Raw genomic sequence first — 15,411 nt, forward strand, 5'->3', positions numbered from 1 at the left:
TTTTAAACATTTTGCAACGCATTCGGTATGCTCCCTACGCTGGCATGATCCAGATCGGGTGTAATGGGTCACGGAAAACATCCGCCTCTCAGTCCGTTCCTTCTGGCTCCCCTGTTGTCAGTTTGTGAGTTTGCTCTGATTTTTGCGGTCTATCAAGGAAAAAGGGGCTTTTCTGCTGTGCCCGAAGCGGAGCCCTCACACATCACCTCTCTGCTGCCGGAACAGTCGGAGAATAGAACCGGAGCTTACGTTGGGACCGCCAAAATCTCATCGATGGAGAACATCGTCACCTTTCCGCCGATTCTGACGCGGTCTCCGGCGATGGCACAATATAATGTGCCGCCCCGCCGGGACGCTTGATAGGCCACGATACGGTCCTTGCCCAGGCGCTTTGTCCAGTAAGGCGTCACATGGCAGTGGCCCCGGCCGCAGACCGGATCTTCCTCCACATTGGCCTTGGCTTCCAGCTCACTCATGGTCGGGGTGTTATTCAGAACGCCGTCAATCATGTTGTAGTTCTGCTCGGTCGTCATTTCAGCGGTCTTGATGGGGCTTTCCTGCTGGGCGGGGATGGCAAAGGCGTCCGTTCCGTTGCCCATGATAAGATACTTACCGTCCTCGGATTGGTGGTGGAAGCCAAAGCTGGACGTGGATCGAGGCGTCCAGATAGTTGTAGAGATCGCACAGGTTTTCAAAAATGGCCGTCTTGGTGTCGGCCTGTGCAAGCTGATAGCTGATGTCGGCAAACTCGATACACTTGCTGAACGTGTTGGCCGTCACCTTGCAAATCCCGTCCGGGTACATGGCCTGATACGGGATGCTGGCCTGTGCGGAATGGGCTTTTCCGTCGCCCTTATACTTGCGGATGATGGCCTGTATTTCCCGCTTTTCGGCGCGGGTGAGCTTTACAGGCGGCTCGTTTCTTTGCTTTTCGGACAATCGCATTTACCTCCTTTTCCATTTGATGCTGCCGCATGAGGGCAGTATAGGCGTTATCGGTTTGGTAGGGCCTTTCCTTGGGCTGGATAAAGCAGCACTGGACGATCTGCCATACCACCACTTCAAGGGGCTGGCCGTGGCGCTCGTACAGGGCCAGCAGGAAGCCCGGCAGCATGGCGAACACCATAATCAGGGCCGCCGCGCTGCCAGTCACCCGGCCCCGGAGCAAAAAATAAAGCGGGACGCCTACGAGAAGCGCACCGCCGAAGCAGATCAGTTGTCGTTTGGTAAGGCCAAACACAATCTTGGATTTTACGCGGGTTAAGTCCTTTGGGACGGTCACATAAGCCATTCAAATCACCTCGTTTCTGATACATTATCTTGCGGGGTCAGGGAAAGATCACTGTCCACCTCGTTTCCCCAAACGTCCCAGCCGGGCGCTTTCTGTCTGGCAAACAGCTCCACGCGGGGCAGATCGCCCGCCAGCTCAATGATTTTGTCGCGGGTTACGTCCGGCTTTTTGCTGTGTTCCTCCACAGGGGAAATAATAAACTGATGGACACCGGCGCTGTGGCGCTTGGGTTTGCCTCGTTTGGCAAGCAGGCAGATTTCCGCATTGCCTCTCGTCCAGTACCCCAGCCCATAAAACCATGTGGGGCTTTTCTTGTTGAGCTTCAACCAGACAAAGGCCACCGTCTTGAACGTAAAGCCCCATGCCCGGATCAGGCGCAGGGCTTCCGGGAGCTGCGGGAATGTGGCCCACAAGAACAGCAGACAGTCCTTTTCCGCCAGCGTTTCCACCGGCAGGGCGCACAGCTCGTCAATGCTCATGGTGGGATAGTGATGTTCCGCCGCACCTGTTTTCTTGCACTCATACCGCCACGGCGGATCGGCGTAAATGATGTGGTATCGTTTCTTTTGTACTTCCTCGATGGTTGGTAGTCCTCCTGTCTGTTAATGTGCAGTAAAGACGGCTTTCGATAGGAATAGGATCGGTAATTGATACATCAGTAATTGATTTTTCTTTACTTGATATATCTTTATTTAATTGCGTTGGTTTTCCCAACGTAGGCTTTTCCTGCGTTGGATTATCCAACATTGGATTTTCCAACGTAGGTGAATCCGGCACAGGCTGGGGCTGTTCATAGATCACATAGTCCGCGCCGCGCAAGCGCCCTTGGCTGTCGCGCTCACGAGATCGGACGATGTACCCGGCCTGTTCCAACTCCCGGATCGCGGCCCGGATCGCGTCGATCTGCTCCCGGTTGATAAGGGATAAGCCTTTGAGCGTATAGTCCCAATCTTCCGGCAGGGAGAGCATTTGCGATAACAGGCCCTTGGCTTTCAGGGATAAGTCCTTGTTCCGCAGATGGTGATTGGACATCACCGTGTAGCCCTTGTTACGCTCTACACGAAATACTGCCATATTCTCAACAACTCCTTTCACTCGAAATGTCACCGCGTCGTAGGCGGTCAGCTTGCCCGGCTGGTAGGGACATTCCGCATAGACGCAGAATTGATATTTCCAGTGCGGGCGATAAAAGCGGCAGGTGCCGCAGTCCTCCGGCGTGACCGCCTCGCCGCTGTCGTAGTGGTCGAAACCGGGCTTGCCCTGCATGAGCTGTTCAAAGGCCCGGTCGCTGCCGGAAGTGAAGTACATAGGCCGTCGCCTCCTTTCTGCGTTTGGGCAAAAAGAAAAGCCGCAGACTTTTTCAAAATCTGCGGCTTCCGCCCATGAGAAAGGGACACCGTTTGCACGATGTCCCTTTCAGTCAATTATTTAGTTTTTTGTGTTCCCACACTCCATATCAATAACTACCGAAACCGTGATATAGTCCTCAATACGCTTATTACGGAATTTATCACCCTCGGCGTCAAACACCACATGGCGGGAAAAGTGCCTAAATCTAAGGATTTCTACAAGGTTTCTCTTTGTAGCAACACTATTGTCTCCACATGGCGAGTGCCGGGGAACATGTCCACGGCGCAGGCACGGACGGCCTTGTAGCCCAGTTCCACGAAGAGCTTCACGTCTCGGCCCAGGGTGGCGGGGTCGCAGGAGACGTACACCACCCGCTTCGGCCCCATGCCCGCTACGGAGGCGATGACCTCCGGCGCCAGGCCCTTCCGGGGCGGGTCCACGGTGATGACGTCCGGCCGCAGGCCCTCCCGCTCCAGCTTCACCGCGATGTCCGCCGCGTCGCCGCAGAAAAATTCCGCGTTTTCGATGCCGTTGCGCTCCGCGTTCTCCCTGGCGTCCGCGATGGCGGGGGCCACGATCTCCGCGCCGATGACCTTTTTCGCCTTCGCCGCCATGCAGAGGGTGATGGTGCCGGTGCCGCAGTACAGGTCCAGCACCGTTTCCTCCCCTGTCAATCCGGCAAACTCCAGGGCCTTGCCGTACAGTACCTCCGCCTGGTCCCGGTTCACCTGGTAGAAGGAGGGAACGGACAGCTTGAACCGCAGGCCGCAGAGGGTGTCCATCAAAAAATCCTGCCCCCAGAGGGTCCGGTACTTATCCCCCAGAATGACATTGCCCCGGCGGGTATTGCTGTTGAGCACCACGCCCACGGTTTTGGGCGCCGCCGCCCGGACGAAGGCCGCCAACTCCGGCTCCCGGGGCAGCTGCTTACCGTTGACCACCACACAGCAAAGGCTCTCGCCCTTCTGGTTCACCCGGACGTAGATATGCCGCACCAGGCCCTTGCCGGTGCGCTCGTCGTAGGCGGAAATTTTATACCGCCGCATCCAGTCCCCCACGGCCTTGGCCGTTTTGTCGGAGACCTCCGACTGGATGAGGCAGCGGTCCACGCCCACCACCTGGTGGGTGCGGGCCTTGTAAAAGCCGATGGTGCCGCCGGGGCCCACGGGGTACTGGCTCTTGTTGCGGTAGTGGGTGGGGTCCTTGGCGCCCAGGATCTCCTCCACCTGGAGGTCTGTGCCCCCCAGGCGGGTCAAGGCGTCCTGGACCCGCTGGCGCTTGGCCCGCAGCTCCTCGGTGTAGCTCATGTGCTGGAAGTCGCAGCCGCCGCACAGGCCGAAATGGGGGCACTCGGGCTTGGCCCGCTCCGGGGAAGGCTTGCGGAGCTTCACCATCTCGCCGGCGGCGCAGGTCTTCATCACCTTTGTGATTCGCAGGTCGATCTCCTCGCCCCGCACCGTCCCGGGGACGAACACCACGGCGCCGTCCAGGCGCACGATGCCAAGGCCCTCGCTGGAGTAGCCCTCCACGGTGCCGGTGTATACGTTGTTTTCCTTTAACTGTTCCATATGGTTCCTCGGTTTTCACGCAGCCATCAGCATGGCTGGGGGATCGCACCCCCCATTTTCTTTTTCTTGAAAAAGAAAACGGGCCGTGCACGGTCCAAAAGAAAAACGCCTTGGTCCCAAAATGCTGGACAGCATTTTGGGGGATGCGGCGGCTGTCAGCCACGACCGGATAAAACCCGCCAGGCCTCATCCGAGTGCGCTGAAACGCTCCTATCAAATTACGCTTATGCCGCAAGTTGTGACGTAACATCTCATTCCAGGGTGCTTATTGAAGCGACTTACCTCTGGCCCCGCTGCTGCTCCGTGGGGGGAGTTTCCAAAGAGGGGGCCGCAGCCCCCTCTTTGTGTCGTTTGAAGGGGTGGTTTGGAGGGGGAAAATCAGCGAAGCGCCGCCTGCGGCGGATGAAGCGAGCTGATTTTCGAGGCAGCGGCACGATTGGCGGCCCCAATAGGGGCCGGGAATCGTATCGCCGCAACGGTGGGCCAAGACCGAAATCCCCCTCCTGGCGTGTCTTTTGGACCGTGCACGGCCCGCCAAGGTGAGCCGCGCAGCGGCGAGAAGGCCCTCTGGAGGGTTTTCTCCACGGGGAGAAAATGGGGGGTGCATTGCCCATCTCCATCGAGGTGTCACTTCCGCACATCGCTGCGGCCAACGAGATAATCCAATGACACCTGAAAGCAATCTGCCAGCATCAGTAATCCTTGAAAGTCTGGATACCGCTTTCCTTCTTCATAATACCGATAAGCCCGGTCAGAAATTCCCAACTTTTCCGCTAAGTCTTTCTGTGAAATCTTATATTCTGTTCGTAATTCTTTCAAGCGAACCGCAAAAATTTCCATTCTTTTCTCCTTGACAGGAACTTTGTGTTCCTTTATAATAAGAACATAAAGTTCCTTTTGGAGGTGTCTCTCATGACCCCATTGATGAATCTCCTCTACGACCACGCCATGGACACCGGCTTCACCGCCCAGCTGACCACGCCGCAATACCGCAGCGTCAACAACCTCCTGGACCGCCTGTCAGGCGACCTCCGCGAAGCCCTCTCCCGGGATGCCCGGGACACCTTCGAAAAATACTACGACGCCCTCCAGGAGCAGCGGCAGATGGAGCTGGAGGCCATGTTCCTCGCGGCCTTCACCCTCCGCCGGGAGCTGGGATAAGCTCACGCCTCCCACTTCTCCAGCAGCTGGCGCAGCTGGTCGGCAAACCGGGCCAGGGACTTGTTGTCCCGCCCCTTGCTGCGCTTGATGGATGCCATGAGCATCTCGCCCACGGCCACCAGCCGCTCGTAGGCCGCGCTGGACTTGACGCCGCCGGCGCTCTTCACCTTCCGCTCCGGCAGGTAGCCCTTCTGCACCACGGTATCGGCGATAAGGTCATAGACCTCCGTGTACTGGGGAGCGTGGGCCGTGAAGCCCATGCCGGCGACGGTCTGGGCGAAGAAGGGCGCCACCTCCCGGTCGCCGTGGACCACGAATACGTGCTGGGGCTTCGGCTCCTTGAAGTCCGCGATCCAGCTGATGAGATGGTCCCGGTCGGCGTGGGAGGAAAGGCCCTGGAAGTTGACGATCTCGGCGTTGACGGCGATCTCCTCGCCGAACATCTTCACGCTCTTGGCCCCCTCCAGCAGTGTGCGGCCCAAGGTGCCCTCCCCCTGGTAGCCAACGAACGCCACGGTGCACTCCTTCCGCCAGAGGTTGTGCTTCAGGTGGTGGCGGATGCGGCCGGCGTCGCACATGCCGGAGGCGGAGATGATGACCTTGGGCGTCGGGTCCATGTTCAGCGCCTTGGACTCCTCGCTGGTCTCCGTCATCCGCAGGTTGGTGAAATTGAACATGTGGGTGCCGTCCTGCACCAGCTCCAGGGCGTCCTCGTCCAGGTAGCCGTGGAGGTTGCCGGTGAAGATGGTGGTGGCCTTTTTCGCCAGAGGTGAGTCGATATACACCGGGAAGTCCGGGTTGGACTTCACCAGTCCCGCGTCCTTGATCTCCCGGATGAAATACAGCAGCTCCTGGGTGCGGCCCACGGCAAAAGAGGGGATGACCACGTTGCCGCCCCGGGCGATGGTCTTGTCGATGATGGCGGCCAGGTCGTCGGTGTAGCTCCACACCTCCGTGTGGTTGCGGTCGCCGTAGGTGGACTCCATGACCACGTAATCCGCCCCATGGATGTGGACCGGGTCCCGGATGATGGGCTGGTTGATGTTGCCCAGGTCACCGGAGAACACCAGCCGCTTTGAAACGCCGTCCTCCTCCGCGTCCACGATGATGCTGGCGGAGCCCAGCAGGTGGCCGGCGTCCACGAACTCCACCGTTACCCCCTGGCACAGCTCCACCTTTTCCCCGTATTCGCAGGTGGTCAAAAATTCCCGGACGCGGGAGGCGTCCTCAATGGTGTACAGGGGCTCCACCCGGGGGGCGCCGGAGCGCTCCGCCTTGCGGTTTTTCCACTCGGCGTCCTGCTCCTGGATGTGGGCGGAGTCCAGCAGCATGATGTCCAGCAGGTCCGCTGTCAGACGAGTGGTGAGGATGCGGCCCCGGAAGCCCTGCTTGATGAGCATGGGGATGCGGCCGGAGTGGTCGATGTGGGCATGGGTCACCAGCACACAGTCGATGGCGTTGGCCGCGAAGGGGAACTCTGCGTTGGACACCTCGTCCCGTCCCTGCTGCAGGCCGCAGTCCACCAGGATGCGCTTTCCATTCACTTCCAGGCAGTGACAGCTGCCGGTCACGCACTGATCGGCGCCGAAAAAGCTGAGCTTCATAGGGAGACCTCCTTGTTGATTTCATTCGCCGGGGCTTTTTATTGATTTTATTGTACCATGCCCCAGTGAAAAGCACAATCGACGTTTTCGGGAAAATGTCCGGTTTTGCCGCCCCGCCGGCAGGCGGAAAGGCATCCGCCGCCCAGGGTCCTTCGTTTTGGACGAAGACAGGCGGGAAATCGTTTTTCATTTGTGAATTTTTTGAGAAATTCCCGTTTTTCTTTGCAATCCGCGGCTTTTTGTGGTATGCTACTCTTGCTTTTTTATGAGCAGCGTAAATTCTTCCCTTTCTCAGGAAAGAGCTGAAAACGGAAAGGACGTTTCATACATTATGGGTCTGATGAAAAAACTGTTTGGCGATTACAGCTCCCGGGAGCTGAAGAGCATCTATCCCATCGTGGACAAGATCGAGGCCATGGCCGACGAGTACAAGGCCATGACCGACGCCCAGCTGCAGGCAAAAACCGCCGAGTTCAAGGAGCGTCTCCAAAACGGCGAGACGCTGGACGACATCCTGCCGGAGGCCTTCGCCACCGTGCGGGAGGCCGCTGACCGTGTGCTGGGCATGCGCCCCTACCGGGTGCAGCTGGTGGGCGGCATCGTGCTGCACCAGGGCCGCATCGCCGAGATGAAGACCGGCGAGGGCAAGACCCTGGTGGCCACCCTCCCCGCCTACCTCAACGCCTTGACGGGCCGGGGCGTCCACATCGTCACCGTCAACGACTACCTGGCAAAGCGCGACAGTGAGTGGATGGGCAAGGTCCACCGCTTCCTGGGGCTGAAGGTGGGCCTCATCGTCCACGGCCTCACCAGTAAGGAGCGCCAGGATGCCTACGCCGCCGACATCACCTACGGCACCAACAACGAGATGGGCTTCGACTACCTGCGGGACAACATGTGCATCTACTCCTCCGAGCTGGTGCAGCGGGGCCACGCCTTCGCCATCGTGGACGAGGTGGACTCCATCCTCATCGACGAGGCCCGCACCCCCCTTATCATCTCCGGTCAGGGCGACAAATCCACCCAGCTGTATGATATGGCGGAGATGCTGGTCTCCCGCCTGAAAAAGCAGGTGGTGGTCCAGGTGGACAACAAGGAGGAAGAGGACGCCGACATCGACGCCGATTACGTGGTGGACGAAAAGGCCAAGACGGCCACCCTCACCGCCCGGGGCATCGCCAAGGCGGAGGAGTTCTTCCATGTGGAGAACCTGTCCGACCCCTCCAACTCCACTCTCAGCCACCACATCAACCAGGCTCTGAAGGCCCACGGCACCATGAAGCGGGACGTGGACTATGTGGTCAAGGACGGTGAGGTCATCATCGTGGACGAGTTCACCGGCCGTCTCATGTTCGGCCGCCGGTACTCCAACGGCCTGCACCAGGCCATTGAGGCCAAGGAGCATGTCAACGTCAACAGCGAGAACAAGACCCTGGCCACCATCACCTTCCAGAACTACTTCCGCCTGTACGACAAGCTCTCCGGTATGACCGGCACCGCCATGACGGAGCAGGAGGAGTTCGGCACCATCTACAACCTGGACATCGTGGAGATCCCCACCAACCGTCCCAACCAGCGCAACGACCACCACGACGTGGTCTACAAGACCGAGGCGGGCAAGTTTCGGGCCGTCATCGCCCAGATCAAGGAGTGCCATGCCAAGGGCCAGCCCGTGCTGGTGGGCACCGTGTCCATTGAGAAGAACGAGCTTTTGAGCCATCTGCTGGCCCGGGAGGGCATTGCCCACAACCTCCTCAACGCCAAGAACCACGAAAAGGAAGCCGAGATCGTGGCCCAGGCCGGCAAGCTGGGCGCCGTCACCGTGGCCACCAACATGGCCGGCCGCGGCACCGACATCATGCTGGGCGGCAACGCCGAGTATCTGGCCCGGGCCGACCTGGTGAAGGCTGGCTACTCCGAGGAGGTCATCGTGGACGCCACCGGCTACGCCGACACCGACAACGCCGACATTCTGGCCGCCCGCGCCCTGTTCGCCCAGAAGCTGGCCCAGCACAAGGCGGAGATCGCCGATGAGGCCGAAAAGGTCCGCGCCGCCGGCGGCCTGTTCATCATCGGCACCGAGCGCCACGAGTCCCGCCGCATCGACAATCAGCTCCGCGGCCGTGCCGGCCGTCAGGGCGACCCCGGCGAGACCCGGTTCTACATCTCCCTGGAAGACGACCTCATGCGCCTGTTCGGCGGTGAGCGCATCACCAACATGATGGAGAAGTTCGACCTGGACGAGGACACCCCCATCGAGAACAAGATGCTCACCAAGGCCATTGAAAACGCCCAGACCACCGTGGAGTCCCGGAACTTCCAGTCCCGCAAGTCCGTGCTGGAATACGACGACGTCATGAACAAGCAGCGTGAGATCATCTATGCCCAGCGCCGCCAGGTGCTGGACGGCAAGGACCTCAAGGAGACCGTGCTGAACATGATGCACACCTCCATCGCCGACCATGTGGCTCTGGCCTTCGGCGAGCAGACCGCCCTGGACGCCGCCGGCTACCGGGAGATGCTGCGGGGCCTGGAGGGCACCTACTTCCTGCCCGGCGCCGTACGGATTCCCGAAGCTGACATCCCCTCCAAGACCCAGGAGGACTTTACCGAGGCCTTCATCCAGGCCGCCGAGGACACTTACGCGGCCAAGGAGGCCGAGATCACGCCGCCCATCATGCGGGAGCTGGAGCGGGTCATCATGCTGCGTGTGGTGGATGAGTACTGGATGGACCACATCGACGCCATGGACGACTTGAAGCAGGGCATCCGCCTGCGGGCCTACGCCAACACCGACCCCGTCATTGCCTACAAGCAGGAATCCCTGTCCATGTTTGAGGAGATGGTCTCCGCCATTCAGAGCGAGACCGTCCGCCGGCTGTACTCCGTCCGTCTGAAGAAGGACGAGGAGGTCAAGCGGGAGCGGGTGGCCAAGGGCATGGTGGAAAACGTGGGCGGCGACGGCACCGCTCCCAAGAAGCAGCCCAAAAAGTCCGTAAAGATCGGCCGCAACGACCCTTGCCCCTGCGGCAGCGGCTTGAAATGGAAAAAGTGCACCTGTAAAGAGTATCACGATAACTAAAGAGGAGATTTCATCCCCCCCTTTAGATTCCCCCTCACCAGTGACGTCGGTCACTGGTGAACGCCGCCCAAGGCGGCTTGGTCAACGTATTTTCGGCAGGCACATGTCCTGCCGAAAATATTTGAATTCTTTCTTTTGCCTTCGGCAAAAGAAGCAGGGGAAATTCCCCGGCCCCTTGTGAAATCACGTCTCCTGTTCTCCAACTGCCGGAGGGCAGGGGACGTTTTCCGATTTGAAAGGAGCATCTTATGAAAGGTGACGATGGTATCCTGGCGCTTTTACAGGACATCAAGGAAATGCTGTTTGGAATCGCCCTGCTGATGTCCGGCATCGCCCTTTGTTTGATCGGCGCCGCGGTAAACGGCGGTGTGGGCGTCCTGCTGTCCATTGTCGGCCTCGTTGTGGTCGTGGCCGGTCTGGGCTATGTCCACCACGGCTACACCCAGCATGAGGTCGTGGAAAAGCGCGACTGAGTTGGAGGTCTTTATGTCTTTTGTTACGCATCGGGAAAACAGCCTTACCTGGCTGACTTCCCCACAGCTATCAGGTGTCCGTCACGGGTTTTCCACCCGCGGCGGCGGCGTCAGCCCGGCGCCGTTTGACTCGTTGAACCTGCGGACCGGCTGCGGCGACAGCCCGGAAAACCTGCGGGAAAATTTCCGCCGCTTCTGCGGCGCCATCGGCGCGGATGTGGGACGGGTGGTCCTGGCAAAGCAGGTCCATGAGACCACCGTCCGCCGCTGCACGGCCGCTGACGCCGGCAAGGGGTTGTGGTCGGAGCGGGATTATACCGCCGACGCCCTCATCACCGATGAAAAGGACCTGCCCCTGGCGGTTTTTTCCGCCGACTGCGGCATCATTCTGCTCTACGACCCGGTCCATCCGGCCATCGGCGCCATCCACGCCGGCTGGCGGGGCTGTGCCGGCGGCATTGTGGAAAAAACCGTCCGGGAGCTGGAGCGGGCCTACGGCTCCCGCCCCGCAGACCTGCGGGCCGCCGTGGGTCCCTGCATCGGCCGGTGCTGCTTTGAAACGGACGGCGACGTTCCCGCCGCCATGACCGCTGCTTTGGGCGGCGATGCCGCGCCGTATCTGGAGCGGCGGGGCGCCAAATGGCACGTGGACCTGGCGGGGCTCAACCGCCAGTGGCTGCTGCGGGCCGGAGTGCCTGCGAAACACATCGACATGTGCGGTCTTTGCACCGCCTGCCGTCCGGACCTGTTCTGGTCCCACCGGAAGATGGGAGAGGCCCGGGGCGTCCAGTGCGCCATGCTCTCCCTCACCGAATGCTCCCATTGAGAGGTATCCCCATGAAGCACCGTTTTTTGAAAGCCATATGCGCCCTGTGCCTGGTGCCCGCCTTTCTGACCGGCTGTTGGCACGAGGACACGGAGGAGCCGGACAGCGGCCAGCTGCTCATCTCCCAGGAGATGGCGGAGCCCGTGCAGGAGGAGGTCATTCTCCCCGCCGCCTTCACCCTGCCCTACCTCTCCGGCCAGTCCCTGGACCCTGTCACCTGTGCCGACGGCATGCAGCAGGTGGTGGGCGCCCTGCTGTACGAGGGACTGTTCCAGCTGGACACACAGCTGGAGCCCCAGCCTCTCCTCTGCTCCGGCTACACCTATGCCCCCGAAACGTACACGTACGTATTCTCCCTCCGGTCCGGCGTCACCTTTACCGACGGTTCTCCCCTAACGGCGGGCGACGTGGTCCAGACCCTGCGGCGGGCCATGTCCTCTGTTCGGTACGGCACCAGGCTGAAAAACGTAGCCTCCATCACCGCCGGCGACGGCACGGTCACCGTTGTTCTCACCGGGCCCAACACCGGCTTTGCCGCCCTTCTGGATATCCCCATCGTCAAAGCCGGCACGGAATCCGAGCCCTTCCCCACCGGCACCGGACCGTACGCCTATTCCGGCGAGGGCTCCCCCCACCTTACCGCCAACCGCAGTTGGTGGCAGTCCAGCAGCCAGCCCCTGGAGACCATCTGCCTCTCCGCCGCCGGGGACCGGGACACCATGCTCTATCAGTTTACCTCCCATGACATCCAGCTCATCACCGCCGACTTGACAGGCACCGTCCCCATCAGCGTCACCGGCAGCATCAGCTTCCAAGACGCAGACACCACCATTTTGCAGTACGTGGGCATCAACACCCAAAAGGCCCCCTTTAACAGCGGGGCCCTGCGGTCCGCCCTGAGCCTCGGCATCAACCGCACCGCCGTGGTGGGCGCCTACCTGTCCGGCCACGGTGCCGCCGCCCAGTTCCCCGTTTCCCCTGTCTCCCCCCTGTATCCGTCGGAGCTGGAGGAGACTTACTCCTACGACGCTTTCGCCGGTGCCATGGCCGAGGCCGGCTTTGCCTCCGGCAGCACCCGCACCGCCACGCTGCTGGTGAACAGCGAAAACAGCTTCAAGGTTTCCGCCGCGGAGCAGATCGCCCAGGCCCTGTCCGCCTTCGACCTAAAGGTGGAGGTCCAGGCCCTGCCCTGGGAGGAGTACTCCGCGGCCCTGGCCGCCGGGTCCTTTGACCTGTACTACGCCGAGGTGAAGCTCACCGCCGACTGGGATTTGACGCCCCTGCTCGCTACCGGCGGCACGCTGAACTACGGCGGCTGGTCCAACGCCCAGACGGACCACCTGCTGGCGGCCTACGCCGGCGCCTCGGATCGCTCTGCCGCTCTGAAGGCCCTGTGCGCCCACCTGCGCCAGCAATCGCCCATTCTGCCGGTGTGCTTCAAGTCCACCTCCGTGCTGGTGCAGACAGACGTGGTGGAGGGACTGAATCCCACCATGACAAATCCCTTTTACGACTTCACCTCCTGTACCGTTCACCTGCGGGAGGAATAAAAAAGAAGGACGCTGAGCGTCCTTCTTTTTTATTCAGCGGTGGTTGTTCCGGTTGCTCTTGCCCGTGATCTCCTCCACGGCGATGCACCAGACAGCCGTGCGGCTTAAGCTGGTGGCCATGGCGCCGTCAAAGAGGTCCATGTGGTCCGGGGCGTACCGCTGACACAGCAGCCGCAGGGCCTCCCGCTTCTCCCCGTCATCCGTCAGCTCCCGGGCGGTGCCGAAGGCCACGGCGGAGGCGTACAGTGTGGTGTACCTCTCCGGCAGTACCTGGTTTTCCCCCACGCAGGTAAGGCACACCCGGGGGTGCAGCCGCAGGCTCTCCGCTTTCCGGCCCGCCATGGCGCTGTGGAAGTAGATATTTTTTCCCTCCCGGACCACATTCACCGGCAGGCAGTAGGGTTCTCCGTTCTCCGCTGTCATAGCCACCACGGCGTATTCGCAGCGGTCCACCACTTCCCAGGCAAATTCCTCCGGCATCTGCCGGTCCTTTCTTCGCATCTCCATCTGGTTTCTCTCCTTTTCCGCCAGCAGGGCCAGCTTCTGCCCCCTGGTCAGTTTTTTGATAGCCGCCTCCCGCCGCAGTGCGGCGGAACGGTCCGGCAGCTCCTCCCGGTACACCAGCGCCACCGGCAGGCGGCTGCGGGTATACTTGGCGCCTTTCCCGCTTTGGTGGACCTTCAGCCGGCGGGCCACGTCGTCCGTGCTCCCGGTATACAACGACCCGTCACCGCAGCGGAGCATGTACACGTAATACGCCATCCCTCCGCCTCCGTCACAGCCACAGGCCCACGGCCCGCACCGGAGCACCGTCTGCGTTTTCATAGTGCAAAGGCAGGGCGCAGAAGGTGAAGGTCTCTGTGCCGGCGGCGGCAAGGTTGGTGAGATTTTCGATGATGACCATTCCGCTGTCCAGCAGCCGCCGGTGAATGGGCAGTGCCTCGTCCCGGATGGGGTCCACGCCCAGAGTGTCCACCCCCACGCCCCGTTTGCCGGAGGCAATGAGGTAGTCCACCACGTCCTCTCCCAGCACCGGATAGTCCCCAAAATAGGCCTCTCGGCCCCAAAAACGGTCCCAGCCGGTGGAAAACAGCAAAAATTCCGCTTTGTCCGCCGCGTCCCGGACAGGCACCAGCCAGTCCATGTGCAGCACGCTTCCCTCTCCGGCGCCGGCGCAGGAAACCACCAGCGCCATCCCCAGGAAGCACTCCGGCGGCAGGGCGTCCAGCGTTGCCCCCGCCGGGAACAGGTGGGCCGGCGCGTCCATATGGGTGCCGGTGTGGGAATCGATGGTCAGCTGCGTCGCCCGGAAGCCGTCCCGGGCATACGTACCGGCCGGCTCCAGCCGCGGCTGGGGCGTACCGGGATAGACGGGCATCTCCCGCCGGATCACATGGGTAAAATCCACCACCCGCATGGGTCCACATCCCTTCTCTCCCTCTTATTTAAACGCTGTTTCCGCTCCGCCGTCAACGGCTTTTTTCCCCCGGCGGAAAACTTTTCCTTGACGAGCGGGGAAAAATGCGCTTTGATGGATTGTGACCATTCATTTCATATGGCAAGGAGGGCCTTTTTTTGAACGCAAAAACCAAAGCCTGCCTGTGCATTCTCCTGGCGGGAACACTATGGGGCGTGATCGGCATATTTTTCAATCTCCTCAGCGGCCTGGGCTTCACCCAGATGCAGGTGGTGGCCATCCGGGCGGTGACCGCGGCCCTGGTGCTGGGCGTGTACATTCTGGTGCGGGACCCGGCGCTGCTGCGGGTGCGGCTGCGGGACTGCTGGTGCTTTGTGGGTACGGGGATCATCAGCCTGGTGTTTTTCAACTGGTGCTACTTCACTGCCATGGAGACCACCTCTCTGGCGGTGGCGGCGGTGCTGCTGTACACCGCCCCGGTTTTCGTGATGCTGTTTTCCGCCGTGCTGTTCCGGGAGCCTATCGGCCGGCGGAAGGTACTGGCTCTGGTGATGACCTTTGCCGGCTGCCTGCTGGTGGCGGGCATGCCGGGCGGCGGCAGCGTATCTCCCAAGGGTTTTCTCACCGGACTGGGCGCCGGTGTGGGCTACGCCCTGTACAGTATTTTCAGCCGCTTTGCCCTGGAAAAGGGCTACTCCTCCGCTACCATCTCCCTGTACACCTTTTTGTTTGCCGGCGCGGCAGCCCTGCCCCTGTCCCGCCTGTGGGAGGCAGGCGCGCTGCTGGTCCGGCCGGAGGCGGCGGCAGGCGCCCTGGGCATCGGCGTTTTGTGCTGCGTGTTCCCCTACCTGCTCTACACCCGGGGCCTTGCCGGAGTGGAGACGGGACAGGCCGCCATTATGGCCACGGTGGAGCCCGCCGTGGCGGCGCTGGTGAGCTTCGCCCTGTACGGCGAGTCTTTGCTGGGGGCCAAGGGCGCCGGTATTTTGCTGATCTTTGCCGCCGTGGCGGTGCTGAACCGGAAGTAAACCAAAATGTCCCCGCACCTTTCGGTGCGGGGACATTTTGTTCAACATGGGGTGATCCGGT

The 15,411-nt window shown here is 61.0% G+C and carries 14 protein-coding genes and 2 pseudogenes; 6 read left to right on the forward strand and 10 right to left on the reverse strand.

What is annotated here, in order from left to right; translation table 11 throughout:
* Positions 1-245: 245 nt before the first annotated feature.
* The 7 genes and pseudogenes from ACTQ4R_RS07210 to ACTQ4R_RS07240 form a co-directional block, all read right to left on the reverse strand.
* A pseudogene (locus ACTQ4R_RS07210) lies at positions 246-647 on the reverse strand (DUF4316 domain-containing protein); the annotation flags it as partial.
* Positions 610-939 carry a hypothetical protein gene (locus ACTQ4R_RS07215; protein WP_441627359.1) on the reverse strand — a complete coding sequence of 110 codons (330 nt, stop codon included), beginning with the start codon at positions 937-939 and terminating at the stop codon, positions 610-612. The pseudogene ACTQ4R_RS07210 and the gene ACTQ4R_RS07215, both read right to left, overlap by 38 nt.
* Entirely contained in the window at positions 854-1,291 is a 438-nt protein-coding gene (locus ACTQ4R_RS07220) for a PrgI family protein (RefSeq protein ID WP_076939157.1), read from the reverse strand. The genes ACTQ4R_RS07215 and ACTQ4R_RS07220 overlap by 86 nt, the downstream gene beginning before the upstream one ends.
* 5 nt (positions 1,292-1,296) lie before the next feature.
* Positions 1,297-1,842 carry an MT-A70 family methyltransferase gene (locus ACTQ4R_RS07225; RefSeq protein WP_441627357.1) on the reverse strand — a complete coding sequence of 182 codons (546 nt, stop codon included), beginning with the start codon at positions 1,840-1,842 and terminating at the stop codon, positions 1,297-1,299.
* Positions 1,843-1,912: 70 nt separating this feature from the next.
* Positions 1,913-2,599: pseudogene (locus ACTQ4R_RS07230) on the reverse strand (DUF6017 domain-containing protein); the annotation flags it as partial.
* A 257-nt stretch (positions 2,600-2,856) separates the two neighbouring features.
* Positions 2,857-4,209 (reverse strand): 23S rRNA (uracil(1939)-C(5))-methyltransferase RlmD, encoded by a 1,353-nt coding sequence (gene rlmD, locus ACTQ4R_RS07235; RefSeq protein ID WP_441627265.1) that lies wholly within the window; start codon positions 4,207-4,209, stop codon positions 2,857-2,859.
* Between the two features lie 627 nt (positions 4,210-4,836).
* A complete protein-coding gene (locus ACTQ4R_RS07240) occupies positions 4,837-5,049 on the reverse strand; it encodes a helix-turn-helix domain-containing protein (RefSeq protein ID WP_441627267.1) in 213 nt (70 codons plus the stop codon).
* Between the two features lie 72 nt (positions 5,050-5,121).
* On the opposite strand from ACTQ4R_RS07240, the gene ACTQ4R_RS07245 reads away from it, so the two are divergent.
* Positions 5,122-5,370, forward strand: a complete 249-nt coding sequence (locus ACTQ4R_RS07245; RefSeq protein ID WP_441627269.1) for a DUF6809 family protein — start codon at positions 5,122-5,124, stop codon at positions 5,368-5,370.
* Between the two features lie 2 nt (positions 5,371-5,372).
* Here the strand turns inward: ACTQ4R_RS07245 and ACTQ4R_RS07250 are convergent, their stop codons facing one another.
* Positions 5,373-6,974, reverse strand: coding sequence for an MBL fold metallo-hydrolase RNA specificity domain-containing protein (locus ACTQ4R_RS07250; protein WP_441627271.1), 1,602 nt, complete (start codon positions 6,972-6,974; stop codon positions 5,373-5,375).
* Positions 6,975-7,305: 331 nt separating this feature from the next.
* Between ACTQ4R_RS07250 and secA the strand changes: the two genes are divergently transcribed.
* The 4 genes from secA (at position 7,306) to ACTQ4R_RS07270 (ending at position 12,905) form a co-directional block, all read left to right on the forward strand.
* Entirely contained in the window at positions 7,306-10,056 is a 2,751-nt protein-coding gene (gene secA, locus ACTQ4R_RS07255) for a preprotein translocase subunit SecA (RefSeq protein WP_441627273.1), read from the forward strand.
* A gap of 248 nt (positions 10,057-10,304) precedes the next feature.
* Positions 10,305-10,529, forward strand: coding sequence for a hypothetical protein (locus tag ACTQ4R_RS07260; protein ID WP_441627275.1), 225 nt, complete (start codon positions 10,305-10,307; stop codon positions 10,527-10,529).
* Between the two features lie 13 nt (positions 10,530-10,542).
* Positions 10,543-11,355, forward strand: a complete 813-nt coding sequence (pgeF, locus tag ACTQ4R_RS07265; protein ID WP_441627277.1) for a peptidoglycan editing factor PgeF — start codon at positions 10,543-10,545, stop codon at positions 11,353-11,355.
* A gap of 11 nt (positions 11,356-11,366) precedes the next feature.
* Positions 11,367-12,905: an ABC transporter substrate-binding protein gene (locus ACTQ4R_RS07270; RefSeq protein ID WP_441627279.1), complete on the forward strand. Its 1,539-nt coding sequence runs from the start codon at positions 11,367-11,369 to the stop codon at positions 12,903-12,905.
* 33 nt (positions 12,906-12,938) lie between these two features.
* Here ACTQ4R_RS07270 and ACTQ4R_RS07275 read toward each other — a convergent pair whose 3' ends face one another.
* The gene (locus ACTQ4R_RS07275; RefSeq protein WP_441627281.1) at positions 12,939-13,667 is read right to left on the reverse strand and encodes a pyridoxamine 5'-phosphate oxidase family protein; all 729 of its coding nucleotides are present in this window, start codon (positions 13,665-13,667) and stop codon (positions 12,939-12,941) included.
* A gap of 13 nt (positions 13,668-13,680) precedes the next feature.
* Positions 13,681-14,322 (reverse strand): cyclase family protein, encoded by a 642-nt coding sequence (locus tag ACTQ4R_RS07280; protein ID WP_441627283.1) that lies wholly within the window; start codon positions 14,320-14,322, stop codon positions 13,681-13,683.
* Positions 14,323-14,480: 158 nt separating this feature from the next.
* Here ACTQ4R_RS07280 and ACTQ4R_RS07285 point away from each other — a divergent pair, with 158 nt between their 5' ends.
* A complete protein-coding gene (locus ACTQ4R_RS07285; RefSeq protein WP_441627284.1) occupies positions 14,481-15,350 on the forward strand; it encodes a DMT family transporter in 870 nt (289 codons plus the stop codon).
* The last annotated feature ends 61 nt before the right edge of the window (positions 15,351-15,411 follow it).

It is taken from the genome of Dysosmobacter sp. Sow4_B12 (assembly GCF_052116665.1).
Taxonomy (GTDB): domain Bacteria; phylum Bacillota; class Clostridia; order Oscillospirales; family Oscillospiraceae; genus Oscillibacter.